Source organism: Thalassotalea euphylliae (genome assembly GCF_003390375.1).
Classification (GTDB): Bacteria; Pseudomonadota; Gammaproteobacteria; order Enterobacterales; family Alteromonadaceae; genus Thalassotalea_F; species Thalassotalea_F euphylliae_A.
On record NZ_QUOT01000001.1, the window covers coordinates 1,519,829 to 1,546,295 of the forward strand.

A 26,467-nucleotide genomic window follows, 5' to 3' on the forward strand; every position below is an offset into this window, starting at 1 on the left:
CAGTTACTCTTGCTGATGGTTTTGATAGCTGCGCATACTGTGAATTGAGGTCGTTAAAAACCCAAGTAACAGTAGCAACAAAAACGGCGCCATAAACCAATGATCATTGGCAATTGCCCAAATCAAGACAAAGCCATAGACAACAGCAACAGCAAATTCAAATAGTGCACCACGCGGCGCTACTGCTCGATAAAGCTTGGCTGAAAGTATATTGGATTTAGCGGCCTTGGTTTCTGGTGTTGGCGTGTGACTTAGTTGTTGCTCATCGCCTTCCACCAATTCACCACTTTTAGGAGTTCGAACAAACTCACTTCGCTCACCTCGCAACGCTTCGTAACCAGCTTTCGCATTATTGGTTGCTAGCTGAATACCAAGCAACATTAATCTTGGTAGGCGCAATGCAGCGCGCAACTTAGAGTGACCAAGGGCGACTTGACCGTAGAACAAATAGATCAAATGGCTAGCCGAAGCTAAGAATAGTAATGGTAAATCCAGCCATAACACATCGTAAAGGTCGTAAGCTTGCCTTATCCACAAGGTAGGGATTAAGAACACTAAGGTGTCTATCAACATAATGAGATAAGCGAGATTGTTTGACAGGTGAAAACTCGCTTCTACTTTCGTTTTTAGCGGTAATGATGAGCACCAAACCTTAGGCAGCATCTTCAGCATCACCTCTACACCACCTTTAGCCCAACGGTGTTGCTGACTCTTGAACGCATTGATATCGGCAGGAATTTCACCCGCACAGCCAACATCATTTAAATACAGCATGCGCCAGCCTTTAAGTTGAGCGCGATAGCTTAAATCTAAATCTTCAGTTAGCGTATCCGCGCTCCAATGGCCGGAATCGACAATCGCCTTAGTTCGCCAAATACCGGCGGTGCCATTAAAGTTGAATAGCTTGTTACTGGCGCTACGCACTTGCTGCTCAAGACTGAAGTGTGCGTCGAGCATAATTGCCTGAGTTTGGGTCAGCTCGCTGCTCGCTTTGTTTAAGTGCTCCCACCTAAACTGCACCATAGCAATATCATCCTCATAGAAATAATGGATATTGTTTTTCAGCAAGTCTGGCTCAGGTAAAAAGTCGGCGTCGAAAATAGCAATAAATTCGCCAGTTGCGGTTTCCATGGCATCTTTTAATGCGCCAGCTTTATAGCCGTGACGATTAGTTCGTTGCACATGATCTATATTGATACCGCGCTGTTGATGATAACCAACGCGCTCGGCGATAACATCGCTGGTACTGTCGTTAGAGTCATCGACAATTTGGATTTGCAATTTATCTTGCGGGTAGTCAAAGTCGGCAACGGCATCAACGATGCGCTTAGCAACCAAGCGCTCATTGTACAGAGGGATCTGCACAGTGATGCTAGGTAAAGTGTCAAACTTTTGGGTTATTTGGGGCTTTTTATCACGATATTTATGACGACGAAAAACCATAGAAAGGCGGTGCAAACCAAATAGCGATAGCACCAGCAGTAAAATAAAGTGCCCGACTAGGACACATATTGCTATTAACGACATATGCTTAGAACACTCGTGTTAATCCAAGTTGAATGCTGTCACCTTCCAAGGTATTTTTGCCATAGATATCTTGGGTGTAGGTAAGTTCAAGGCCCCATTTATTTTTTGAGCTTGAATCAAACGTCCAGCCAGCGGTCAATTCCCACTTACCAGAATCAAATTCCGGTACTACCAATAAGTTGGCATTGGTATCACTAGCGTTGCTATCAGCATTCTCAGCACTTAGCACGCCATCAAGCTTAGTTCGCAAGTAGAGGTTGTTGTTAACGCTAAAACCATATTCCAACAAGTAACGATATTCATCCGACGGCGCACCGCTGCGATAACGGTAGCCAAATTCTGCGCCTAAATAACCATATTGGTTTAAGCTCTTACCTAATAAGACTCTTAGCTCATAGTCTTCTTGACCATTACCTAAGGCGAGATCATCATCTTCATCGTATAAATAAGGTAGCTTTGCGAGGAAAGAGGTTGATAGGACAAAAGGATCTGCCTGCCATTGATAACGAATACCAATTTCAGCATCACCAAAGCCATTATTGGTTTGCTTAACATTATTGGCGTCTGTTTGTTCAAGCGATTGATAAAGTAATTGACCGTAAACGGCAAAATTGTTGCCTAAGCCATATTCACCATAAAAAGAAGTATTTTCACCAATAAACTCAGAGAAGTTATCGTTATCGCCTCTAAATTCATCCGCTTCGTAATAAGCGTAGGCAAGCTTGTTGTACCCTTCCCCTTGTTTAGGAACCCATGCACCCGCATTAGCTAGGCCTGAAGATAAAATAGCTGCAGCAGATGCACCGATAACAGCTAGTGTCGGCTTTGAACGTTGAGATATTAAAAGCTTGCGCAAATTAAACATGTTAACCCTCCTATTTTTTATATAAACGGCCCTGTTAAAAACTAAGTAACCAACAAGGTATTGGTCGTACCTTTTAACTTAGGCAGCCAATAAGAGGACGTAAAAACAAATAAAGTTTCACTATTTTTTACAAGTTATAAAATCACTACAAAGCTGTGATAGTTTCGTTACAAACGTGATACTAATACAACAAAATCAAGGGATTCAGCTCAATTAGCAACCATAATTTAAACACCGAAGTAGCGCGGTAATCTAACTGAATAAAAGACACGTACTAATCGCCAACTATCCGCTTTTTCTCCAATCAGATTTTGATACCAGCTTGTGTTGAATATTTGGTGGCGAAAGTTTGGCGGCGATAATTTGGTGAACAAGCGTTTATTGGTAAAGTACCAAACTTCCGTTGTTCGCTTGTTTGGAGACCTGTCAGGTAATCAAGCGCTTTGGACGCTTAGATTAGATGGAAAGTCACATTTATGAGCAATGAAACACAACTGAGCAATGTGCAAACTGATATCGCCGTAGTTTGGTTAAAGCGAGATCTTCGACTAAACGATCATCTTCCTCTGGCGCTTGCTGCTCAAACTCGACTGCCTGTTTTGCTTCTGTATATTGTTGAGGATATTATGCTTGCCGATGAGCATATGTCATTGCGGCATTGGCGGTTTATTTTCCAATCTTGGCAAAGCATTAATCAGTCACTTGCGCGGCTAAATATTGACACTCGCTTACTGGTGCTTAAAGGCAACGCCATTGAGTGCTTAACACAACTAACCCAGCTATTTAATCTTAGGTATATATTTAGCCATCAAGAAACGGGGCTAGATCACACCTTTACCCGTGACAAACAAGTTAAAAATTGGTGTCAGACCAACCAAGTTGTATGGCAAGAATGTCAAGCGGGCGCTGTTGTTCGCGGCCTAAACCATCGGCTTGATTGGGATAAGCGTTGGCAACACTATATGCGAGCACCGCTAGTGAATGTAGATTTGCTTAGCGTCAATTGGTTAACCATGTCTAATGTCCATCTACATCAGCTCGATACCTTTGAAGTGCCTGACAGCTGGCAACAAATTGATGATAACTTTCAACACGGTGGTGAACAGCAGGCGCTGGTGACACTTGCGTCATTCTTTATTGAACGCGGCCAGCGTTACCATTACTCAATATCAAGCCCGAGTGCTAGCCGCGAGGCTTGCTCTCGGCTCTCACCTTACCTGGCATGGGGCAATATAAGTCTGCGCCATGCTTACCAAGCCTTGTTAAGTCATTGGCAACGACCAGGCTGGCGCAGAGCACTTTCGGCACTTTCATCACGGCTTCATTGGCATTGCCATTTTATTCAAAAATTTGAAGCCGAGCCTGAACTAGAGTTTGAGCACTTAAATCCCGGCTATAACGATTTTCCTTACCACAACGGAGCAACGGCAAAACAACGATTAACGGCTTGGCAAGACGGTAAAACTGGCTATCCACTCGTTGATGCTTGCATGCGTTGTTTGGCACAAACTGGTTATATCAACTTTCGTATGCGCGCTATGCTGGTTAGCTTTTTATGTCATCAATTACTGCTTGATTGGCGCTTCGGCGTAAAACACCTTGCCCGTTATTTTCTCGACTACGAACCAGGAATTCACTACACGCAATTTCAAATGCAGGCGGGCGTTACGGGGATCAATACCATCCGTGTCTATAACCCAGTCAAACAGTCAGAAGAGCAAGACCCTGACGGAACTTTTATCAAGCAATGGCTACCTGAGCTAGCTGAAATTCCTGCACCATTCATTCACAAGCCATGGGAGTTAACTCCTATGGAGCAACAAATGTATGATGTTCAGCTTGGTCAAGACTACCCAGAACGTATTGTTGATATCACCACCACAGGTAAGCAATCCAGAGATTTATTGTGGCGCTGGCGAAAACAGCCTGGAGTGATAGTGCATATTAATGCCATTCTGGCTAAGCATGTTCGCCCCAGCCAATAGCGCCTTTTAACTCAAATAAATGAGAGCGAGAAATCACACTGCCAACACCTTTTGAATGGACTACATCTTGTTACAGGCCTGTCATTGATGAATAAGCGAGCTATCTGCTACGCTCACATTCTAGGGAAGAATTGTCGTAACACCTGAGCTGTAGAAAGGAAAAAATAATGGAATCATACTCATATCGTCGTTTTCGTGGTTTCACATTAATAGAACTTGTTGCCGTTATTCTGATACTTGGAATTTTAGCCACAGTTGCACTTCCAAGATTCATCAACCTGCAAACCGATGCCCGTAACAGCACGTTAATGGCGGTAAAAGGGCAAATTGAGTCTCAAGCGAATTTAGTTTTTTCACAGTTAGCAGTGGTAGGTCTAGCTGACCGAAACCCTGCTAGAACTGACCCAGTGACTGGTGGCGGTTACTTCGGTAATGAACCAGCTAACAACCCTTTCAATAATATTTGTGGGCAAGATTGCTACTTTATTTACGGCACACCTTCAGCATCAGCGACAACGATTCCTTCACTAATTGAGAACATAGGCCAAGACCAAGAATTAGTCTTTGCGGGTTACCATAGTAACGATTGGGTGGCGCAAGGGGTGACAGGTACAAATGTTGTGGCAACTTTTTCTTTTAGAGACAATGTGAATATTGCTGCTCAGCCAGGCCAAAATAGCCTTAAATCTGATAATTGCTATATCTGGTACTCAGGTGCAAGGGCTGATCGCAGTTACAGAGCAGGGGTTGTTCCTTGTGAGTAAAAACTGACAGCAATCCAGCACCTCATATTTTTCTGTTTCACTTTTTACATATTTTTGTATAAATGCCAAATCTTTGTGATGTTTGGCAACTCAAGAAATTTAGCGTGCCTGTAACTAGATAGCAGTATTCTACCTAACGACAAAATGAGAACTTCAATTCAATTGAATTTGACAGTGTGAAAGTTTCGACTAACTTGCTATATAGGGAATAATAATAACCTTAATGCGCTTATTCGTTCGTCACTCTCCTTTTCACGCCTTTTCATGACAAGAATGCGTATCACTAGGTATAAAACTCAACCTTTGTTTTAGGGAAGCTAAGTGGTTAATAAATTCTTGCTTGTAACAGCATTAGTACTTTTTTGTTGCAGTGCGACTGCTCATGAAAAGCTAGTGCTTCGCAGCGCGGTATCACCGGACTTTATTGACGGCCTGCATGCAAAGTATCTCAATTATATTGCCGAAAACTTAATGATGAAAATCGACATTAAACCGTTGTCGTTTTCACGTCGATTACGCGCTTTGCAAAACGGTGAACTGGATATATTAGTCGGTTTGCAGGACTCTGCTGAACAGCAAGAAAACCTTATTTATATCGACCCACCCTACCAAATATTAGCCTCAACATTTTTTGTTCGCGCCCCAGAAAAATCTGCCCTGACAAATTACCAGGACCTAACTTCTAAACGTATTGCCATCACCGCTCAAGTTGCCTATTTCGATGAATTTGATAACGATGAATCACTAGCTAAAGTAGAGGTAGACTCTTTGGAGCAAAAGATAAAATTGCTGATCAATCATCGCGTTGACACTTTTATTCACAATTACGACAGCACCTTAGTTAATTTAAAAATATTAGCGCTTAGCGACCAGGTAAAACCAGCCATTTACCAACCTACAGATAAGCGAAAATACTATTTTGCGATAAGTCGACGTTCACAATTAATGCCTCACTTGGATCAACTTATGCGCGTGATAGAGAAAGGCGTTGCCAATGGCGCATTTATTGAAATTCGCGAGCAACATTACCGAGATTTGGCACTTCAAGCTAAGCCAACAGATTCATTAGCCATTGTTTTTAAGTAGCGACGTTAAGTTACTAACTTAGATTTCAAGGAGAGCGGCATACTTTGGCTTTGTTTTTGATTGTCTTGCCACACTTTGCTCAGCGACAACTTATCGAAGTAAGAGAGAGCGTTTGAAAAACGAGAATGATGAAAGATGAATGAGTGAAAAGTAGGTAATGAAAAATGGAAACTAGCCACAACAATAACTAGTTTCCATTATTGGATATCGCCTTTAGCTAAAAGACGATGGTAATAACTGAATGCTTAACTAGCATTCTGATCGAGCATATCTGATAGGTTGGCCATCAACCAAGTAGCACCAGACTGACTCCAACCACCATCAACAGGTAAAATAGCACCTGAAATGTAGCCCGCTTGGTCACTGCCTAACATACCTGCCGCATTGGCAATATCATCAGGCGTTCCTTGACAACCAAGCGGAACCGATTTATCACACATTGCTTTTAACTCGGGCGTTGGTGTTAAGCGTTCCATCCCTTCTGTCCCAGCGATTGGCCCAGGCACAATTGAGTTAATACGGATGCCATCTTGCCCCCACTCCATTGCTAAGCTGCGTGTCACCATATCCACACCAGCTTTTGCTGAACACACATGGGTTTGATGCATCATTGGCAGAAAAGCTTGCGGGGCAGAAATATTGATTACGCTAGCGCCTGGCTTACGCAAATATTGATGGCTTGCTTTCATCACATGAAAGGTGCCCATGAGATCGATTTCAACCACAGAGCGGACCGCATTCACTGACATGTCGTTAACACGTGCCGGGAAGTTACCTGCGGCACCAGAAACCAAGACATCGATGTCGCCGCCAAAGAAATCAACCACTTGAGCAAAGCCTGCACTTACATCATCAGCATTGCGTACATCAAAAGTCACCCCAAAAGCGTCTGCGCCTAAGGTTTTTAGTTGCTCCACCGCCGCGTCTACTTTTTCTTGCTTGCGTGAGGCTACCGCGATTTTCGCTCCCCAGCGCGCAAAAGCAAGGGCAACCCCTAAATTAATGCCACTGGTACCACCAACAACAAAAACGTTTTTACCTTGATAGTTAAATTCGATACTCATTTTATTATCCTTTTTAAAAGCTGGTGCTAAACCATCAACTGTAGGTTATCAATCAATGGTTTATTTTCTTCGTCAATGACCGCAATAATCTCTTTGTGCAAACGCTTTTTATGCTCGCCAAATATTGCGCGTTTTTTATCAAATCCTTGCGCGAACGCTAGTACTTTAGCTTGTAGATCTTCATTGTCATCACAGGCTTGCTCAATCACATGGTCGCTAGCCAATTCTGGTGCACCGACGCGGCGACCAGTCAGTTTCATCTCATTAAAGCGATAGTAAGGCATGGCTTTTTTCACAAATGCGATCATGCCGGGTAAAAACGGTATTGATAGATCAACTTCTGGAAAGCAGAAAAATCCACGATCGGAACGCATAAATCTAAAGTCACAAGCACATGATAAAATTGCGCCATTGCCAAATGCATGACCATTGATGGCGGCGATAACAGGGATTGGAAACAGCAAGAGTGTTTTAAATACTTCATCCATATCGTACATAAACGTTTGGATTTGCGCATATTGCTTTTGCTGCATTGCTGGCATTAGCCAGTCAGTATCAATGCCTAAACTCCAGCTCTTTTCATCGCTTGAGCTAATGATCAGTGCTTTGTGGTTTTCATTTGCTAGCACAGCACTTAGTTGTGCCTTCATTTCTGCTGCGAACTCTGGGTTATGGCGATTCTCACCGTTATTCATGGTAAGAATCGCAACGCTACCATTGGTTTCTAGTGTTGTTAAACTCATTAGGCTCACTCTGTTATACGTTTTTAAATAATCATTCTAACGAGTTAAACAAGCGACGCAAACATTGAAAAATAGCACTAACAAGCTATTTGCCCCCACTGTATTTCTCAGTCACTGATATCGGCAAATGCACAGATATATTCAAGGTAGTAATAATTTATAGGGTTAGAGAAGTTAAAGGTCCTGATACACCTAGAGTAGTGAGCAAACAATCACATCAGGGGAGAGCGATAACTTTCCCCAGTTAACATAGGCACTGTTGACCTTAATTACTGATTAACTATGGTATTGCGTTGAGTACCTAAATCAATTTTGCCATCGTCACTGACAATACGTGCTTCAATATAATCGCCCGCTTTAAGGTACTCAGGGTTTTTAGCTTGTTTGCCAACAAAGGCTTTCCATTTAACGGCTTCAGGCAATAAGCCAAGCAGTTTAACAATCGCTTTAGGTGGCACAGAGAGCGCACATCCGCCAGGTGAGCCGGTAAAAATCATATCCCCAGGTGCTAAGTCTTCTATTTGAGAGAGCTCAGTTAGGGTTTCATGAGGCTTGTAAATCATATTACTGCTATGATCTTGCTGTTTAAGCTCGCCATTGACCGTTAACGTCAAATTCAGTTGCTCAAGGTATTTCGTTTCATCATCGCTAAGCAGACATAAATAAGGTCCAGTTGGACAAAACGTTCGATAGCTCTTGCCTTTATAAAACTGTACTTGTGGAATTTGAATATCACGTGCAGTAACGTCGTGCACCATGACCACACCGGCAACATACTGGTGAATATTGTCGCGCGTCACCGTTACTGACTCTTTGATATCAGCACCTATAACAACAGCTAACTCTACTTCGTAATCAAGCAATTTGACGTGGCTTGGCTTGATAATATCTGACGCTGGGCCGGTAATGCTGGCATCTGATTTGTGAAATAGTGTGTTGTAGTCTTTAGCGTGGGGGTTCATCCCAGTTTCAACACGAGCAGCGGGATAATTTGAGCCTTGGCATAAAATGCGACACGGTTTTGTAATTGGCGACAGAATTTCTATTTCTGTTTCATCGAGCAATTTATCTTGGTATTCGGTTAAATTACTTTGCATTTTAAAGGCAAGCTCTCGACCATCACGCAAAAAAGATTGGGTATCAGGACTGTCTACATCAATATCGTATAGGCCATTGTCCCAAACGGCCCAACCGAATTTTCCTGATGTTGTATTTTTGTATCTAGCAATATGACAGGGCATAGTGTTTCTCTTTTATTTTAGTATTTATACCAATTTCAATAAATACTTGATCATTTTGGCTGGTTAAAACGCCCATAAACTGCGTTGTTATTTTTGAAATTAGAACAACTAGTTAACAAAAAATAACGCCTTGTTTATGAACCTTTTTCCTACGCCATAATCGTTCAAATAATTAATTCAATTGGTATTATTGATATTTGTAGTTGTTGCTTGTAACGGTTACCAATATGTAAAGTGCTTAATGGTGTTTACTACTGGCTAGTGTTGAACTTCGCTATCTTTTACTAACGGCTGAGTTTGTGCCGCTCTCATCTGCGCTGGCGATACTCCCCACCACTTTTTAAAGGCTCTTAAAAAGCTCGCAGACTCAGAATAATCAAGCCTAGTTGCGACTACTTTGACTGGCAACGAAGCCGCGAGTAGTAACTCCTTTGCCAGCGTCATCTTGGTATCCATCACCACCGCCTTGAAGTTATGGTTTTCCTCCTGTAACCGTCTTTTTAATGTGCGGTCACTGATAAACAAGGAATGAGCGACGTCAGTTAACTTAGGCGAAAAATTCTTTTCTTGTAGAATGTAATTGCGAACTTTTTGTGCGAAACCACCAAATTTATTGGTTTCATTAAGAATGCGCTGACACTCACTGAGAAAATGACTATGGGCAATGGGATCGGTATTAGTAACGGGTAAATCAAGTAGTTCTTTAGAGGCGATTAACGCATAAAACGGTTGCTTGCCCCTGACTTTCAAACCAGAAATTGCAGTCAACTCTTGCTCATAATGAGGGTCTGAAAACGGCAACTGTAGTTCAAAATCAGACATGTCATAATCAGGACTCATCTCGCGCAGAAAACGCAGCGTCATATAAAAGTATCGCTCAAAGGTAAATCGGTGAATCGCCGCAGGCAAATGTTCCATATCAAGTATAAATGCAACACGGCCGAGGCTTTCTCGAAAACTCACCCGAGAGAGTAGAATAGACACCTCAGAAAAGCTCGCCATCGCCTCTAAAGCGGAGCGCACGGTTGGGCTTGTTAATATTGCTAACCCCAAAACCCCAAAGTTGGTGACATCTAATGCCTGTGCAGCTTTTACGCCATAACCCGCCTGTTTAGGCAGCACTTCAACCGCTCTTGCAATAACTTCAATTTCAGTTTGATTAGGGATATCAACATCTGTATTTAGCATTTGATTGATGTCTATCGCTGTATCACCAAAACACTGTGCTAAGTCTATGCCATTCGTTTCTAAAATATTGGCAATTGCTTGAATAGTCAGATTGGCTCGTCTGTTATCTTTCCACGACATAGCGGTTCTGTTTACCTCAGTGTTTAGTCAGGTTGGTCAGCAGTTTAAGCTGAAATATTAATGCATTGAAGCCAATCAACCTTAAGCGTTTGGCATAACGAGGGAAGTAAGTGTTATTTGATGAATATTTACTATAGACATCAAGTATTGCTGATTAAACAAAGAACGTTTGTTACCAACGAATATTAAGGTTTGAGCCCGTTTACAAAAGCACTAAACAAAACCGTAACGTGCTTTTCTAAACTTGCTCAAACCTTAAATTGATAGCGCAAAGCAAACGGCGCTAAATGCGCCGTATATCAATTAAAATAGGCCTTGAACGCTAACAGCAACCGATGTATCGCCTTCAACTTCAACATCGCCTTCCATTACCGCGCTCATCGCATCGGTTTCACCAGCCATGATCTCTTTCATGGTATCAAGTGACATGGTGATTGTGCACGACGCATCTTTGTCTTCGGCAACTACTTCTTTGTTGTGAACATGAATAACACCCGCATCACCAATTTTAAATTTAACCGATGAAGGGAAGCCACCAAACTTGTCAACAGCTGGGATTAGAGCGTCAATTAATTCTTGTGTAGTCATTGTTGTAACCTTAATTCTTCTTTCTAATTGATATTATGATAACGAGAATGGACGACCGTCTTTCTCTGAGATTGTTGTGCGATGCAATTCGCGGCGGTAGCCTTCGTAACCACCAGTCGCTTTATGTAAAACACTGCGGTTATCCCACATCACCAACATGTCCTTTTCCCATTTATGAGCATAAACGAATTGCTCTTGAACTTGCCAGCGCTGTAGCTCCATAATCAAGCTCATTGCTTCTTTTTGCGGCATATCTGATACACCAATAATGTAGGCGATTGCTGAGCCGTATATTGATTCTTTGCCACTTACTGGGTGTTTAAGGATAAATGGATGTGTTTCTTGCTCTAATGCTTCATCAGATGCAACCACTTCCATACTCTTGCTCTTGTACTTATCGCCGTAAGAACCTTTTTTCGAGTACCCCATTTTCGCGGAATGAATCGCTAACTGCCCTTCTAAACGACTGCGCAGTTCTTCCGGCATTTCCTCTAATGCCAACACTTGGTTAGCAAATAAAGTATCACCGCCGACTGGTGGTATTTCGATGCTGTACAAGCAAGTTGCAAATGGAGGGTTCGATTTAAACGTCCAGTCTGCATGCCAAATCTCTGCAAAGATTGCTGCGGTTTCGTCAGCTTCACGCTGAATCGCGATCATATGTTCACGACCTGGCAGCGACTTAACAAAAGGATCTATCGCCAGATCACCAAATGACGCGGATACACGCTCTAAGTCATCATCTGATAACTGTTGATCACGGAAAATAATAACGTGGTGTTCGCCCCAAGCTTGGCGAATTTCTTCAATCTGCTCATCACTCAAAGGCTGAGTTAAATCGACGCCCCCGATGTATGCGCCACAAGCTTCACCCGTGGGGGTAACTGTAATGCCCATAATGCACTCCTGTTGTTCACTTTTTATAATAGTTGCTTAATTACCATAATAGAAAGTTAATTCACGAGACATGACACATTAGGCCACACAATTGATACATTAGGCCAACCAGTACAGAAAAAAAACAAAAATAGCAGGGAATTTTGGCTTATTGTGTGGATAAAAATGCTATTAAGTATATGAATAGCGAATAGATATTATGCTGTGAATAAAGATGAGAATAAATATTGGCAATAAAAAACCCGAGCTGTGCTCGGGTTTTTTCTGGGGTATAAAAGTAATACTTTTAGAGTAAAAGTTACTTCTTCGCCAACTTCTCTTTGATACGCGCAGAACGACCAGAGCGCTCGCGTAAGTAGTAAAGTTTAGATTGACGAACATCACCGCGGCGTTTAACTGCAATAGAGTCAACTAATGGGCTATGTGTCTGGAATACACGCTCAACGCCTACACCGTTCGAAATCTTGCGAACAGTGAAAGCTGAATGTAAACCACGGTTTTTAATCGCGATAACAACACCTTCAAATGCTTGAAGACGCTCTTTATCACCTTCTTTAACTTTTACTTGTACAACAACTGTGTCACCTTGCGCGAACGCAGGTAAGTCAGTTTTCATTTGCTCTTGTTCAAGAGCTTTAATAATGTTACTCATAATTACCTCTTCCTAGGATTCACGGTCAGTTGCTTCACGCTTAATTTGCTTCAGCATTTCAGTCTGTTCTGCCGTCAGAGCTAGGTCAGTTAAAAGTTCTGGTCGCCTGTGCCAAGTTCTTTCCAGTGACTGAAACTGTCGCCATTGTCGGATATGTTCGTGATTACCACTTAACAACACCTTAGGTACCGCTTTCTCATTTTCAGAGCCAGCATCTAATACTTCTGGTCTTGTATAGTGTGGGCAATCAAGTAAACCATCAGAAAACGAGTCTTGCTCGGCTGATAGTTCATGCCCTAGCACGCCGGGAACAAATCTTGCGACCGCGTCAATTACATTCATCGCTGGTAGTTCACCGCCACTTAAAATGTAATCGCCCACTGACCACTCTTCGTCAATATCTGACTCGATGATCCGCTCGTCAATTCCTTCGTAACGTCCTGCCACAAAAATCAGGCAGTCGTCTTGTGCTAATTCACTCACGCCAACTTGGTCTAGTTTCCGGCCTTGCGGTGATAAGTAAATCACCTTAGCGTTGCGTCCCTCTGCTTTTGCTTTCGCTTTGGCAGCATGTATCGCATCGCGCAGCGGTTGCACCATCATTAACATGCCCGGTCCGCCGCCATAAGGTCGGTCGTCCACAGTGCGATGTTTATCATGGGTAAAGTCTCTTGGATTCCACGAATGAAATTCAATTAAGCCTTTACGAATCGCTCGGCCTGTCACCCCATACTGTGTAATGGCATCAAACATTTCTGGAAAAAGGCTAATCACCCCAATCCACATTTTGCTGCTTGTCACAGTTTAAAAACCTGGGTCCCAGTCAACACAAATTTGTTTCGTTTCATTGCTTACCGAGACAATTACTTGGTCAAAAATATACGGGATTAACCGCTCTTTTTTCCCGAAGCCGTCGTTGCGGTTCGCTTTAACAACCAGTACGTCGTTAGCGCCAGTTTCCATAATATCGGTGACTTCGCCTAGGTTATAACCTTTGTCGGTCACGACACTCATACCAATTAAATCACGCCAGTAAAACTCACCTTCCGGTAACTCTGGTAATAGTGATTCATCAACAAATATTTCAGAATGTACTAAGCTTTGAGCTTGGTCGCGATCTTCCACATCTGCTAGTTTGGCAATTAAGCCGTTATTATGTTTGCGCCAATCAACAATTTCTGCTGATTGTTCTTTACCACCTAATTTTAATGACCAAGGTGAATAGTCAAAAATAGCTTGAGGATCTTCAGTAAAGCTGTGAACTTTTACCCAGCCCTTGATACCGTAAACTGCGCCTACTTTACCCAGGAGGATTTTTTCACTCATATCACTCACCAATACATCCTAAAACTTACTAACTTAATTAAGCAGCTGCTTGAGCGTCTTTAACTAACTTAGCCACACGATCAGATAGACCAGCACCTTGACCAACCCAGTGGTTGATACGATCTAGGTCTAAGCGTAATTTTTCAGCTTGACCTTGTGCTGTTGGGTTGAAGAAACCTACTTTCTCGATGAAACGACCATCGCGAGAGTTACGGCTATCTGCAACAACAACCTGATAGAATGGACGCTTCTTCGCGCCACCACGAGCTAAACGAATGGTAACCATACCGTCCTCTATATATTTAATGTTAAACGAATTTTCCAGACACTTTCTGTACAACCAATATTTCAGGCAGACAGAAAAGCTCGCGTATTCTACGCTTTTCTGGTGATATTGCAAGTGAATGCTGGCTTTGGCAGTGTTATTAGTTGTTAACCAAGTATTTGATGGTTATTCCAGTTTTCGATGAAAGCTATTTCATGAACAAAAACTTCATGAACAAAAAAGCTGAATCAACAAAAGTTTGTCGCAGTTATTGGCTATCAGACTCTTTTTTTAGTTTGATCAGTAAATCAATGTGAGGGATTAATTCTTCTATCTCTCTAATTTGCTCCCGCAGTGCCTGCCACTGCTCAAGCTCTAACTTACCTGAATCAAGAATAGCGTGCTTGATTTCACTGATCAGTGAATTATCTTTTTCCTGCTCAATAAAGTGATTGATATGAAGCAGCTTATCGAGCTCTGCCTGACTAATGATTTCTTTTTCTACCATTTGCTTATTGCTCTAGATGTTGATGAAAGTGCCGTAACGTACTGATTGAAGGTGGTAATAGTTGCACGCTTTTCTGATAGCACGCGATTTCTTTTTAAGCTCTTCTTTTTAGCTGTTCAGCTTAACTATCACTTTAAAATATAGCTCGCAAAGCAGTTAGCCAAAAGGAAAGACGTAAAAATTGTGAAGCCCAAAACAAAAAGCCTAATTGCAATAACAATTAGGCTTTCATTTCCGCAAGTGTAGTGCCTTGAGAATTAACGACCAAACATACCGCCGCCGAAGCCGCCACCGCCCATACCCGGTGGCATCATACCTTTCATTCCGCGCATCATTTTCTGCATGCCGCCTTTACCCGACATCTTCTTCATCATTTTCTGCATTTGGGTAAATTGTTTTAGTAGCTTATTAACGTCTTGAATTTGCGTGCCTGAGCCGGCAGCAATACGGCGCTTACGGGAGCCTTTAATAATATCAGGGCGAGCGCGCTCTGCTGGCGTCATCGAGTTAATAATGGCTTCCATTTGCACGGTAATTTTGTCATCCATCTGGCCTTTTACTTGCTCAGATAAATTCCCCATGCCCGGCAGCTTGTCCATCAAGCCCATCATGCCGCCCATGTTTTTCATTTGTACCAACTGTTCGCGGAAGTCTTCTAAATCAAAGCCTTTGCCTGATTTAACTTTCTTGGCTAGCTTCTCGGCTTTTTTCTTATCGACTTTTTGCTCTACTTCTTCGATAAGTGACAATACGTCACCCATACCCAAAATACGTGAGGCAATACGATCTGGGTGGAAAGGCTCTAATGCATCGGTTTTCTCACCAACACCAATAAATTTAATTGGCTTGCCAGTAATGTGGCGAATTGATAGCGCCGCACCACCACGCGCATCACCATCGGTTTTGGTTAATACCACACCGGTTAGTGGCAAAGCATCGTTAAATGCTTTAGCGGTATTTGCCGCATCTTGACCTGTCATCGCATCGACAGTGAATAAAGTTTCAACTGGCTTGATAGCGGCGTGTAATTCCTGAATTTCACCCATCATGTCTTCATCAACATGCAAGCGACCCGCGGTATCGACAATCAGTACATCAAAAAACTGGCGTTTAGCATGATCAATCGCTGCATTGGCAATATCAATCGGCTTTTGTTTAATATCACTCGGGAAGAATTCAACGCCAACTTCGCTAGCAAGTGTTTCAAGCTGCTTAATTGCCGCTGGGCGATAGACGTCAGCACTAACAACAAGTACTTTTTTCTTTTCACGCTCTTTTAAGAACTTTGACAGCTTAGCAACTGAGGTGGTTTTACCGGCACCTTGCAAACCTGCCATTAAAACCACTGCTGGTGGCGCCGCTTTTAAATCAAGCGCTTCGTTCACTTCACCCATCGCAGCTTCGAGCTCTGTGCGAACAATCTTAACGAAGACCTGACCCGGCGTTAAACTTTTTGATACTTCCTGACCAACCGCACGTTCTTTCACTTTTTTAATGAAATCACGGATAACAGGTAAAGCAACATCAGCTTCTAGTAGCGCCATGCGCACTTCGCGCAAGGTGTCTTTAATATTATCTTCGGTCAGGCGACCGCGACCACTGATGTTTTTAAGCGTTTTGGTTAAACGATCGGAAAGATTCTCAAACATGGAAGTCTCAACAAGTGAATTAGGTGAAAAAATCTGCCGCCATTATACGCGTTAAACAGGCAATTAAAATAATTCCCTACTTGTTTTGCGGAAAATAGCTTACTTGAAAGTGTTTATGATACGCTTTCAAGCGATAGCAACAATATTGGGGCGAAAGTGGAAACCGCAAGCTTACTCGTATCAAATTTTATTGCCTTAACCCTAGATACCAGCCCTTGGCTGCTTTTGGGCTTATTAATTGCTGGCTTAATGAAAGCTTGGCTACCAAGCCAATTATTGTCCAAACATTTAGGACAAGGCAATCGCGCGATTGTCAAAGCTGCGCTAGTGGGCGCCCCTCTGCCATTATGTTCATGCGGTGTTATACCCGTTGCTACTGAATTAAAACGCAGCGGTGCTTCTTCACCTGCCACTTCATCCTTTTTAGTCGCTACCCCTGAAACTGGCGTTGATTCTATAACCGTTTCCTATGCCATGTTAGGACCCTTTTTCGCCGTATTTAGGCCCGTTTCTGCAATTGTCTCTGCAATTGCAACAGGCTTTTTGGTTAAAACAGCAAAGCCGCTAACGAAGTCTCAAAGCAATTCAGTACAAGCTGAAGGCGGTTGCTGCCAAAGCAAAACACAAGTAGAAGAGGCGCATACTACTGAAACAGTAACTAGCTGCTGTGCATCAACACACGACAAGGCCACAGAAAAAAGTGCCGGCCAGAAAACGCTACAAGGCGTTAAGTACGCATTAACTCAGCTAATTGACGATATTATCAAGTGGCTGCTCGTTGGCCTTATCTTCGCCACTTTAGTAAAAACCTTTATCCCAACTGAACTCTTAACAGCCTATGGCAGCGGCATTCCTGCGATGTTGTTAATGATCTTAATTTCAATTCCTATGTATATTTGCGCAACAGCATCTACGCCTATTGCCGCAGGGTTTATCATGGCGGGCATTTCACCTGGCACCGCTTTAGTGTTTATGATGGCAGGCCCTGCCACCAATATTTCCACCTTAGGTGTCATTAAAAATGAAATGGGCGCTTCCGTATTATCACGCTACCTACTAGGCATTTCGGTATCAGCCATCGCCTTTGGCTTATTGCTTGATGAATTAGTGACTTACCTAGGCATTGATGTTAATCAACAGATGCAACACAGCCACGAATTGTTACCTTTTTGGGTAAGTGCTGGCTGTGCGCTACTTCTGTTTGTTTCAGCAATAAAGCCACTGCGCCGCAAAATTATCGATTAATTAAAGACAAACATGGCGTTAGGTCATCAATCTGATAAACTGACGCTGATTTTTTAGTAGACAACTCATTGTCATTCAACACCAACACACTAGGATGAGTAGTGGACTTTATTGACATTAGCACTTTAATTGCGGCGTTCTGTTATTTACTCGCCACGGCTTCCATTTTATCTAAGTTATTTGACAGCAAAGGACCAAACCACTTAGTCGTGCTATTGCTTGCATGTATTGCGATTGTGCCTCATACCTTGTTAACGACTAATGCTTTGTTTGTTGAAGGGGCAATTAACTTCAATTTGCCTAACGTAGTAACGCTCGTCAGCGTGGTCATCACTATGTTAATCACCGCCACTGCAGTAAAATATCAGTTAAATCTGCTACAACCTGCCGCCTATGGTTTTGCCAGTATTTGGCTGTTTATCAGCTTTTTCTTACCAGATGTAGCACACATCCCCTTGGCAGTAACCCAAGCGACTGTACTTAGCCATATCACATTGTCACTTATTGCCTACTGCGTATTGATAATCGCTTGCTTGTACGGCTTTCAAGTTGCCTATATCAATATGAAGCTGAAATCTAAAAATTTGGCGGCAGTGAACCACTTACCACCACTTATGTTGGTAGAGCGTCAGTTATTTACCATTCTAGCGGTCGGTACGATAGCGCTAGCAGCAACAAACTTAACGGGTTTTATCTTCTTAGACGGTTTATTTAACACCGATAATGCACACAAAACCGTGTTGTCGTTACTCGCCTTATTGATATATAGCATTATACTTTGGGGGCACTTTAAAAACGGGTGGCGTGGCCACCGCGTACTAACGCTCACACTAGTGGCAACAGCATTACTTACCTTGTCATACTTTGGCAGCCGCTTTGTGAAAGAATTCCTGTTAAGTTAGTTTTTATTACACAAGTGAAGATATCTGTTTTTTCGCCATAAATTTTAAGGTATAACGGATATCTGATTTTAGTTTTCGCGCTAAAATCAATCTGTTTGGCAACATAGGATCCCCCTTTTTGGACAACATTTCGACTAGTACACTGTTTATTATTTTAGGTGTGCTCATATTTATCTCTGCCTATTTTTCTGGCTCAGAAACAGGCATGATGTCACTCAATAGGTACCGTCTTAGGCACCTTGAAAAACAAAAACACAAAGGTGCGAAAAGAGTAAGTAAACTGCTCGAAAAACCGGATCGATTGATCGGGCTTATTCTAATCGGCAACAATTTAGTTAATGTATTTGCATCGCTGGTTTCAGGGGTTATTTTTGCTCGATTTTTTGGCGACGCAGGTATTTTTTACGCAGGTTTAGCTTTGACCTTAGTTATTCTGGTTTTTGCCGAAGTAACGCCGAAAACGCTAGCTGCCCTGTACCCCGAAAAGGTGGCATTCCCAAGCTCAGTTATTCTTACTTTATTGTTAAAAGTACTGTTCCCTTTTGTTATCGCGGTCAATTGGATAACGAACGGCTTTTTGGCATTGCTGAGAATCAGCTCAGAGCAACGAGAACAGCACAGCTTGAGCACCGAAGAATTAAAAACCGTCGTTAACGAGTCAAGTGCTTTGCTACCAGAGCGCGATCAAAACATGCTCGTGAGCATTCTTGACCTAGAAAAGGTCACAGTTGAAGATATTATGATTCCGCGCAACGAATTAGTGGGTATTGATATCAACGAAGACTGGAAGAAAATTCAAAAGCAGTTAACGCAATCAAACCACACCCGTGTACTCTTGTATCGTGACAATATCGATGATGTTGTTGGCTACGTACATATGCGTGATGCGCTGCGTTTATTATCAAAAAACCAATTTACCAAAGCGACACTGCTGCGCGCTGTACGTGAATTGTATTTTATCCCTGAGGGTACCCCGCTCAATGTTCAACTACTTAAGTTCCAACACGCGAAAGAACGTTTGGGCTTAGTTGTTGACGAGTACGGCGACATTCAAGGTTTAGTCACGCTTGAGGACATCCTAGAAGAGATTGTTGGCGACTTTACAACAACAGCTGCTCCTGCACCATCAGAAGAAGTTCATCACCAGCCTGATGGCTCCTACTTAATTGATGGAAGTGCCTCTATTCGAGACATTAATAAGGAAATGTCATGGCATTTACCCACAGACGGACCGAAAACGCTTAATGGCTTAATTATTGAGTATTTGGAAGATATTCCACAAGCTAAACTAAGTGTTAGGATCGCCGGCTATCCGGTAGAGATCGTTGACGTAAGCGACAACATGATCAAAACCGTACGTATAATGCCCGAACACTTTTCAGGCGAAACCCCAGAAGAATAAAGGGCTAGGAGCAATAGTACAAAAAACGTCACTATTGCTCAAATTAACCACTACGCAGCACTTCCTCATAAAGATCCAAAATTCCATCAATTTGATTCTTTGATCGCCACCATACTGATCATTTTTACATGCTTTGTTTGCTAGTCTTGAAATTACCTATCGTAGCGAATGTTAGTAACAAACTTATCCACAGATAATAAGGTTATTCAACTTTCCACATTTTCTGTGGATAACAAAGGAGACCCCCGAAAAATATTGGCCTCTGCTTTTGCAATGTTTTTTTCATAAAAACATCATATTTTTTTACTCTTTTTTTTTGCCTAAATTAACGTCACTGGTAGACCAGATTTTATGCCTAAAGGTTAAACACACACCGAATAAATACTCTTCACAGCAGGTGCTTTGCTAAACACTTCTCGCTTGCACGTTTTACTCACGCTTTTCGAGCAAATAAGAGGAACAATACCTAGAAGCTGAATTACATCTAGCCACAAATCACCGCAGGATAAGAGCAAGCAATTTAACATTCACCCCTTTCCATTTCATGTTTAGTTTATATCGTTCGCTTTTCTCGCCCCAATCGATGAACCTTTAAGAACAAAAAAACGTCACTTTGTGAAAAGCACAAAGAAAGCTTCGTTATCTATCGATAAAGGAGAGCAAAAAGCGCTGCCATGCACTTTAACTGTCAATCTTATTTAGAACGGATCACTAAGACTAACTAAGCACAGCACTATGTGCAGGGACAAAAGAAAGCTCAGCTTTCTTGGGGTAGTGGAGAGCAAGAAGCGCAGCTACGCACTTTAACTGTCAATCTTGTCTAGGAAGGGTCACTAAGACTAACTAAGCCCCACACTATGTGCAGGGCCAAAAGAAAGCTCAGCTTGCTGGAGATAGAGGAGAGCAAAAAGCTCTACCTTGCTATTTCCCGTTCTTTAACTGTCGACAAGTTTCTGAGAATAAAAAAAGCCCCACACTATGTGCAGGGCCAAAAGAAAGCTCATTTTGGGGGAGAGCTTAAAATAGCAATTGTGTTCTAGCAGTGCCGTTGATTAGCTCTTGTGCTTACGAACAAAGCGACTAATGATTTCGCCATTACAGTAGATAGCATCAATGTTCTTGTATTGAGCTTGTGCTGCATCTAAGCCATTAACCACAGCATCACGGCAAATTTTTGAAGCTAGCTCATCATCAGCAGCAACAAACTTAAATACCACATCTTTAACTGATAAAAGCGCTTGTTGGTCATACTTAGCGGCGAAGCGGCTTAACGATGTTTCGTTACAATAAGTTTTACGCTTAACTTGGGTGTATTTCATACCAAGCGAACGTGCAACAGCTTTTGCTTCGGCGATACCACCTTGTGCTGCTGCCATACAAAGTTGTGTTTCAGCAGTTTGATCTAACGCTCTAAATTCAACTTGATTAACTTTTGCCGACGCCGTGAAAGAAACAGCTAAAGTTAACGCAGCAACAAATAATGATCTCATGGCACACCTCATATAACGCTTTTAATGATTAATGAGTATCTCTACTCAACTGCTGGCTAGTATATAGTCTCTTTACTCTAATGCAAATTTATTTTGTAATTTAATTTCATTTATAACTATCTTTGACATAAAAAACCTCGATATCTCGTATTATACTTTCAAAAAGCTTCTTGAAAATCTTTATAACCATTTTTTTCAATAACTTAAAGTAAGTAAATAAATTTCATCCATATACATCAAAGTGCTTACAGTCAATAATATCGATATGTTTTCGTAGAATATATCCACAAAATTTTACTTTTGTGAGATTTTTTAAAAGAAAATTACATAAAGTAGCCTTTTAGCAACCAAAGTAACAAACACTAATTTGGCAAGCAGACAAAGGCGACTGAAGACTCAAAAAGAGCATCTTCGTAGGTTTAAACCAAAAGCTAATCAAACAGAGAGTAAGCTAGCTATTTAGTTAGCCGTTTTGGTGGGTAGATGATTGAGAAGTGCTAGGTGTTTAAGTGCTGAAGTCTAACTCCTTAAATGTACTAGTTCAGACTTGATCTGACAGTTACCCGTTTTTCAATCGGTGACTGTCAGTTTAGATTTGAGCTAAATTCTTCTCAGCCCAAATCGATTTTCCATCAAGTAATGTTTCAAGTGGCGTTCTGCCACAGCACATTTTGCCCTGATGAGTTCGATCATTATTGTAATAAACCATCCATTCGTCCAGATCCTTTTGTAATTCCTCTAACGAGCCATAGAGCCTCTTACGGAACGTAACCTGATAAAACTCCTGCAATATTGTTTTGTGGAAACGTTCACAGATACCATTTGTCTGCGGTGACATCGCTTTCGTTTTTGTATGATCGATATCATTTATTGCTAGATAAAGCTGGTAATCATGATGTTCAACCTTGCCACAATACTCAGTGCCTCGGTCTGTGAGAATGCGTAACATTGGTAGCTCGTGCTGCTCGAAGTAAGGCAAAACCTTGTCGTTGAGTATGTCAGCAGCAGTGATTGGCGTTTTCGTTGTGTAGAGCTTGGCAAATGCAACCTTGCTGTAAGTATCAACGAACGTCTGCTGGTAGATACGGCCAACACCTTTTAGATTACCCACATAAAACGTGTCCTGTGAGCCTAGGTAGCCCGGATGAGCCGTTTCTATCTCGCCACAAGCTTCATCATCGTTCTTTTTCTTCTCAAGTGCAGCAACTTGAGCATCGGTGAGAATGATGCCGTCGTTAGCGACTTTCTCTTCAAGCGCTTTCAGCCGTTTTTTGAAGTTTTCTAAGTCATGGCGCAACCAGATTGAACGCACGCCACTGGCAGATACAAATACGCCTTGCTTACGAAGTTCATTGCTGGTTCTGACTTGGCCGTGCGCGGGGTATTCAATGGCATAATCCATTACTGCTTTTTCGGTTTTTTCATCAACACGATTTTTTATATTTGGTTTTCGGCGGGACTTATCAATAAGCGCATCAATGCCGCCATCTTCAGCCAGCTCTTGATAACGATAAAATGTATCTCGTGATACGCCCATCACTTTGCAAGCTCTGGATACATTACCAAGTTCTTCAGCTAGGTTGAGCAAACCTGCTTTGTGTTTAATGATTGGATTGTTAGTATGAAGCATGAGAGTTACCTCTTTGTTTGTTTTGATTAAAGATTCAGCACCTTTATCAAAACGGGTAACTCTCTACTTTTCAAGAAGATGTGTCAGATCTTGTCTGAACTAATTCACCTTAAATATGTGCTTCTAATTGAGAAGTATCGAACTCTCGAAACTTTCTATAAGTTCTCTTGGGTATAGCGTGCCCCCTTTTAACTTAAATAAGGCTGCTCTAAACCACTTACATTTAAATTTGAAATGTCATATATATTAAAAAAGCCGCAAGTGCGGCTTTTGTTTTATCTTTGAGTAGTTAGCCCCTTAATTTAACTTAGTAAGGCCATACTCATTGAGTGTGTCTGGCTACATTTCACTAGATAATGAAACTAGTTCATTGCCAAGCGTTGTTGATAATCACGCTCTTTTTCAACGTACTTAGTCCACTGCTTAGCGGTTTTGGCAACGTCTTTAAAGGCTTGAGCATCGGCAAAAGCAGCGATTGCTTCGTCAAAATTGCCTAAGTTAAAATTCGCCATGCCAAGCGCTAAGTGCATATTGCCTTCGTTATCCAAATCACCACGTTTAAGCGCGACTTTGGCGGAATCAATCGACTGTTGCCATTTTTCCGTGTTTAAGTAGGCTTGTGCTAGTTGCTCGTCGAACTTGCCGTTTTCAGCAATTTCAGCGCCTTTGATCAAGGCCGGAATTGCTTTGTCATCTTCCTTGGCCATCACATAGGCTTGTGCCATTAGCTGAATGCGTTTTTCATCGGCAATGACAATACCTTTAGCAATCGAGTCATCCAACAGTTTTGCCGCTTTATACGGTAGCTGGTTAAACAAGTACAGCTGAGCGAGCATGATAATATCGCTTGATTTGCTGATATAACCTGCCTGCCATGCAGTTTCCATCGCCCCAAGTTGCTTCTTCTCTTCGCCAATTTCGCCGTACATGCCCGCTAATTGGATCCAGTACTGTGGCTTTTGGTATAAGCGCACGAGCTCTTCCATCACTTCAGTGACCTTTTCAGGTTGCTTAAGCTCGTAATAAGCCGCACGTTGCAGAATTAACCAGTTTTCTTTTGGCGTTTCATTTTTCGCTTTAACCAACTCAATAGCAGCATTGATATGCGTCAGCGCGTCTGCATACTTTTTGTCTTGGTAATAAACCTGAGCGAACAAAATATGCTGGCCAGATTGCATTTCTTTATCAGTATTGGCGCGCCACTGCTGTAAGAAGCCAAGTGCCTTACCATAGTCTTGCTGTTGCATTGCTAGTTGGGCAAGCGAGTAGACGGTTGACAGGTAAAGCGACTCAGGGATGGCTTCTTCAGCGATAACATTTTCGAAACTGCTAATCGCATTGGCGATATCCTCGTTACCGTAATGCATAAAGCCATAGAAATTCCACATCATGGCCTTTTCATAGCTGTTAAGCTGGTTAATGCGCTCTTTTACATCTTCCAATACACCAAAACCAGCCGCTTTATCACCACCGTCAGCCAATTGCTGAGCACGGGCTAGTTGGGTGTATACGCGATTTCGCATCGCTGGTACTTTCTTAGAAGCGCGCTTGGCAGGTGATGCCTTTTGTTCAGCGGTATTAGCCGCCTTAGCAACTCCTCCCAACAAGTTGTCGCTTACCACTGGTGCACCGTAAAGCACACCAACTGCTACTAAGGACATGATTAGCTTTGATTTGTTCATGAGCTGCTCCTATCCGTCAATTTGGAATGTAATTTTGTTTTGTACGCCAGCCACTTCTACTGCACTGCCGTCAACAACACGAGGTTTGTACTTAAATTTCAAGGCTGCGTCGACTGCCGCGCGGTTGAAGATATCTGCTGGCTGCGCTTCAACGACTTTCGGGTCGCGTACCGAACCATTCGTGGTTACTGTAAATTCAACAATCACGTAACCTTCAATACCACGAGATTGCGCACGGCGAGGGTAAATTGGCGCCACTTTTACAATTGGTAAGTAATCGCCATCACCACTGTCTAGGCTCAAACCACCTGCGAGGCCAGTATCAGCGCTAACATCTGCGGTAAACGCTGTGCTTATCGCATCTGCGTTCGGGTTCGCCTGCTGCATTTGCGGTTGCTGCATTGGTGGCGGAGGTGTTTGTGGCTTAGGCGGCTTTTGTGGTTTACGCTCTTTCTTTTGTACCGTTTCTTCTTTCTTTAAACGGATAAAGTCGAGCACATTGCCGCGCGGTGGCTCAGTTAAAGCATCCTTACCACCAGTAATCAAGGTTTGCATACCCCAAAGCAACACAAAGGTCACGCTAACAGCAAGCGCTAATGCGATGCCGTAACGTGGCAAAGCGCTTGGTGCTAATGAGTATGTAGCGCTGCTATTTGACGTTACACTAGTGCTCATCGATTATGCCTCTTGAGCAGCAATTGACACATCAAACACACCAGCGGCGCGAGCAGAGTCCATTACTTTGATTAAGACATCCGTGGTCGCTTTTTTATCGGCTTGAATGACCACTGTTCCTTGCGGGTTTTCTGCTTTTAAGCGTTCAATGTTCGCTTGTACGGCACGCACATCAACACGACGTTTGTTGATCCAAATTTCGCCCTTGTCACTAATCGCAACAAGAATGTTAGCGCGCTCTTTTTTCACTGCTGTCGCAGCTTCTGGACGGTTAACTTCAATACCCGCTTCTTTGACGAATGAGGCGGTAACGATGAAGAAAATGAGTAGAATAAATACAACGTCAAGCATCGGCGTCATATTAATTTCTTCTTGTTCTTCCTGCTCTTGTAAAACTTTTGCTAATTGAGAACGCATAGTTCTAACCCTTATTTTGGCTCCAGCTTAATGCTGAAGCACAAGTGAATCTTCTAATTGCTCGGTTCTGCGTTTGGTTTTGCGTTGTAACCAAGTGACCACAAAAACACCCGATAATGAACCGACCATACCAGCCATGGTTGGAATAGTGGCGCGAGATACCCCAGACGCCATTGAGCGCGCATTGCCGCTACCAGAAATTGCCATTACGTCGAATACTTGAATCATACCGGTCACGGTTCCCAGTAGACCTAGCAGTGGACATAGCACGACCAAACTCTGAATCAAGGCTACATTCTGATTAAGCATTTCCGTTAAGCGCGATACTTGCGCAACACGAATTTGCTCAGCATTCCAAGAGCTTTTATCAGCTCTTGCTTGCCAGTTGGCAATAACTGATTTTTTAATGCCGTTGTACGTTTTTAAGAAAAAGAACAAACGTTCGAAAATCAGTAACCACATAAGGCAGATAACGCCGGCGATCACGGTCAATACCTGACCACCGGTATCAAGAAACGCGCTGATACTATTCATCATTTCGATGAATATAATCATG

General features: G+C 42.4%; 26 protein-coding genes. 6 read left to right on the top strand and 20 right to left on the bottom strand.

The annotated features are described in order from the left end of the window. Positions 1-3: 3 nt before the first annotated feature. The gene (locus tag DXX94_RS06740) at positions 4-1,527 is read right to left on the bottom strand and encodes a glycosyltransferase (protein WP_116014720.1); all 1,524 of its coding nucleotides are present in this window, start codon (positions 1,525-1,527) and stop codon (positions 4-6) included. Between the two features lie 4 nt (positions 1,528-1,531). Beyond that, on the bottom strand, positions 1,532-2,392 hold the full coding sequence (locus DXX94_RS06745) for a hypothetical protein (RefSeq protein ID WP_116014722.1): 861 nt from the start codon (positions 2,390-2,392) through the stop codon (positions 1,532-1,534). A gap of 476 nt (positions 2,393-2,868) precedes the next feature. On the opposite strand from DXX94_RS06745, the gene DXX94_RS06750 reads away from it, so the two are divergent. The 3 genes from DXX94_RS06750 (at position 2,869) to DXX94_RS06760 (ending at position 6,227) form a co-directional block, all read left to right on the top strand. Next, positions 2,869-4,377, top strand: coding sequence for a cryptochrome/deoxyribodipyrimidine photo-lyase family protein (locus DXX94_RS06750; protein ID WP_116014723.1), 1,509 nt, complete (start codon positions 2,869-2,871; stop codon positions 4,375-4,377). 167 nt (positions 4,378-4,544) lie between these two features. Next, entirely contained in the window at positions 4,545-5,141 is a 597-nt protein-coding gene (locus DXX94_RS19645) for a type II secretion system protein (protein ID WP_116014725.1), read from the top strand. A 321-nt stretch (positions 5,142-5,462) separates the two neighbouring features. Beyond that, complete coding sequence (locus DXX94_RS06760) at positions 5,463-6,227, top strand: substrate-binding periplasmic protein (RefSeq protein ID WP_116014726.1); 765 nt, start codon at positions 5,463-5,465, stop codon at positions 6,225-6,227. Positions 6,228-6,472: 245 nt separating this feature from the next. Here DXX94_RS06760 and DXX94_RS06765 read toward each other — a convergent pair whose 3' ends face one another. The 12 genes from DXX94_RS06765 to ffh form a co-directional block, all read right to left on the bottom strand. Beyond that, positions 6,473-7,291, bottom strand: coding sequence for an SDR family oxidoreductase (locus DXX94_RS06765; protein WP_116014728.1), 819 nt, complete (start codon positions 7,289-7,291; stop codon positions 6,473-6,475). 26 nt (positions 7,292-7,317) lie between these two features. Beyond that, the gene (locus tag DXX94_RS06770) at positions 7,318-8,034 is read right to left on the bottom strand and encodes an enoyl-CoA hydratase/isomerase family protein (RefSeq protein WP_116014729.1); all 717 of its coding nucleotides are present in this window, start codon (positions 8,032-8,034) and stop codon (positions 7,318-7,320) included. A 269-nt stretch (positions 8,035-8,303) separates the two neighbouring features. After that, entirely contained in the window at positions 8,304-9,275 is a 972-nt protein-coding gene (locus DXX94_RS06775) for a fumarylacetoacetate hydrolase family protein (protein ID WP_116014731.1), read from the bottom strand. Between the two features lie 258 nt (positions 9,276-9,533). After that, the gene (locus DXX94_RS06780) at positions 9,534-10,583 is read right to left on the bottom strand and encodes an AraC family transcriptional regulator (protein ID WP_116014733.1); all 1,050 of its coding nucleotides are present in this window, start codon (positions 10,581-10,583) and stop codon (positions 9,534-9,536) included. 303 nt (positions 10,584-10,886) lie between these two features. After that, positions 10,887-11,171, bottom strand: a complete 285-nt coding sequence (locus DXX94_RS06785) for an SCP2 sterol-binding domain-containing protein (RefSeq protein WP_116014735.1) — start codon at positions 11,169-11,171, stop codon at positions 10,887-10,889. Between the two features lie 33 nt (positions 11,172-11,204). Beyond that, on the bottom strand, positions 11,205-12,068 hold the full coding sequence (locus DXX94_RS06790) for a TauD/TfdA dioxygenase family protein (protein ID WP_116014736.1): 864 nt from the start codon (positions 12,066-12,068) through the stop codon (positions 11,205-11,207). Positions 12,069-12,366: 298 nt separating this feature from the next. Continuing rightward, positions 12,367-12,720, bottom strand: coding sequence for a 50S ribosomal protein L19 (gene rplS / locus DXX94_RS06795; RefSeq protein ID WP_115999303.1), 354 nt, complete (start codon positions 12,718-12,720; stop codon positions 12,367-12,369). Positions 12,721-12,732: 12 nt separating this feature from the next. Continuing rightward, a complete protein-coding gene (trmD, locus tag DXX94_RS06800; protein WP_116014738.1) occupies positions 12,733-13,506 on the bottom strand; it encodes a tRNA (guanosine(37)-N1)-methyltransferase TrmD in 774 nt (257 codons plus the stop codon). Positions 13,507-13,524: 18 nt separating this feature from the next. Beyond that, positions 13,525-14,046 carry a ribosome maturation factor RimM gene (rimM, locus tag DXX94_RS06805; protein ID WP_116002289.1) on the bottom strand — a complete coding sequence of 174 codons (522 nt, stop codon included), beginning with the start codon at positions 14,044-14,046 and terminating at the stop codon, positions 13,525-13,527. A 37-nt stretch (positions 14,047-14,083) separates the two neighbouring features. Continuing rightward, entirely contained in the window at positions 14,084-14,332 is a 249-nt protein-coding gene (gene rpsP, locus DXX94_RS06810) for a 30S ribosomal protein S16 (protein ID WP_044835858.1), read from the bottom strand. 247 nt (positions 14,333-14,579) lie between these two features. Continuing rightward, positions 14,580-14,819 carry a hypothetical protein gene (locus DXX94_RS06815; RefSeq protein WP_115999301.1) on the bottom strand — a complete coding sequence of 80 codons (240 nt, stop codon included), beginning with the start codon at positions 14,817-14,819 and terminating at the stop codon, positions 14,580-14,582. 257 nt (positions 14,820-15,076) lie between these two features. After that, positions 15,077-16,468, bottom strand: coding sequence for a signal recognition particle protein (gene ffh / locus DXX94_RS06820; protein ID WP_115999300.1), 1,392 nt, complete (start codon positions 16,466-16,468; stop codon positions 15,077-15,079). A gap of 156 nt (positions 16,469-16,624) precedes the next feature. Here ffh and DXX94_RS06825 point away from each other — a divergent pair, with 156 nt between their 5' ends. The 3 genes from DXX94_RS06825 (at position 16,625) to DXX94_RS06835 (ending at position 20,017) form a co-directional block, all read left to right on the top strand. Continuing rightward, positions 16,625-17,713 carry an SO_0444 family Cu/Zn efflux transporter gene (locus DXX94_RS06825; protein WP_116014739.1) on the top strand — a complete coding sequence of 363 codons (1,089 nt, stop codon included), beginning with the start codon at positions 16,625-16,627 and terminating at the stop codon, positions 17,711-17,713. Positions 17,714-17,814: 101 nt separating this feature from the next. Then, entirely contained in the window at positions 17,815-18,615 is an 801-nt protein-coding gene (locus DXX94_RS06830) for a cytochrome C assembly family protein (protein WP_116014741.1), read from the top strand. 118 nt (positions 18,616-18,733) lie between these two features. Beyond that, a complete protein-coding gene (locus DXX94_RS06835) occupies positions 18,734-20,017 on the top strand; it encodes an HlyC/CorC family transporter (protein WP_115999297.1) in 1,284 nt (427 codons plus the stop codon). A 1,052-nt stretch (positions 20,018-21,069) separates the two neighbouring features. Here DXX94_RS06835 and DXX94_RS06845 read toward each other — a convergent pair. The 6 genes from DXX94_RS06845 to DXX94_RS06870 form a co-directional block, all read right to left on the bottom strand. Beyond that, entirely contained in the window at positions 21,070-21,507 is a 438-nt protein-coding gene (locus tag DXX94_RS06845) for a hypothetical protein (protein ID WP_116014744.1), read from the bottom strand. A 589-nt stretch (positions 21,508-22,096) separates the two neighbouring features. Beyond that, positions 22,097-23,137: an IS481 family transposase gene (locus tag DXX94_RS06850; protein ID WP_116013192.1), complete on the bottom strand. Its 1,041-nt coding sequence runs from the start codon at positions 23,135-23,137 to the stop codon at positions 22,097-22,099. Between the two features lie 362 nt (positions 23,138-23,499). After that, complete coding sequence (locus DXX94_RS06855) at positions 23,500-24,819, bottom strand: tetratricopeptide repeat protein (RefSeq protein ID WP_116014746.1); 1,320 nt, start codon at positions 24,817-24,819, stop codon at positions 23,500-23,502. 9 nt (positions 24,820-24,828) lie between these two features. Then, positions 24,829-25,437 carry an energy transducer TonB gene (locus DXX94_RS06860; RefSeq protein WP_116018355.1) on the bottom strand — a complete coding sequence of 203 codons (609 nt, stop codon included), beginning with the start codon at positions 25,435-25,437 and terminating at the stop codon, positions 24,829-24,831. 60 nt (positions 25,438-25,497) lie between these two features. Further along, positions 25,498-25,911 (bottom strand): ExbD/TolR family protein, encoded by a 414-nt coding sequence (locus tag DXX94_RS06865; protein ID WP_115999293.1) that lies wholly within the window; start codon positions 25,909-25,911, stop codon positions 25,498-25,500. Between the two features lie 27 nt (positions 25,912-25,938). Beyond that, entirely contained in the window at positions 25,939-26,466 is a 528-nt protein-coding gene (locus tag DXX94_RS06870; RefSeq protein ID WP_116014747.1) for a MotA/TolQ/ExbB proton channel family protein, read from the bottom strand. Position 26,467 lies beyond the last annotated feature (1 nt).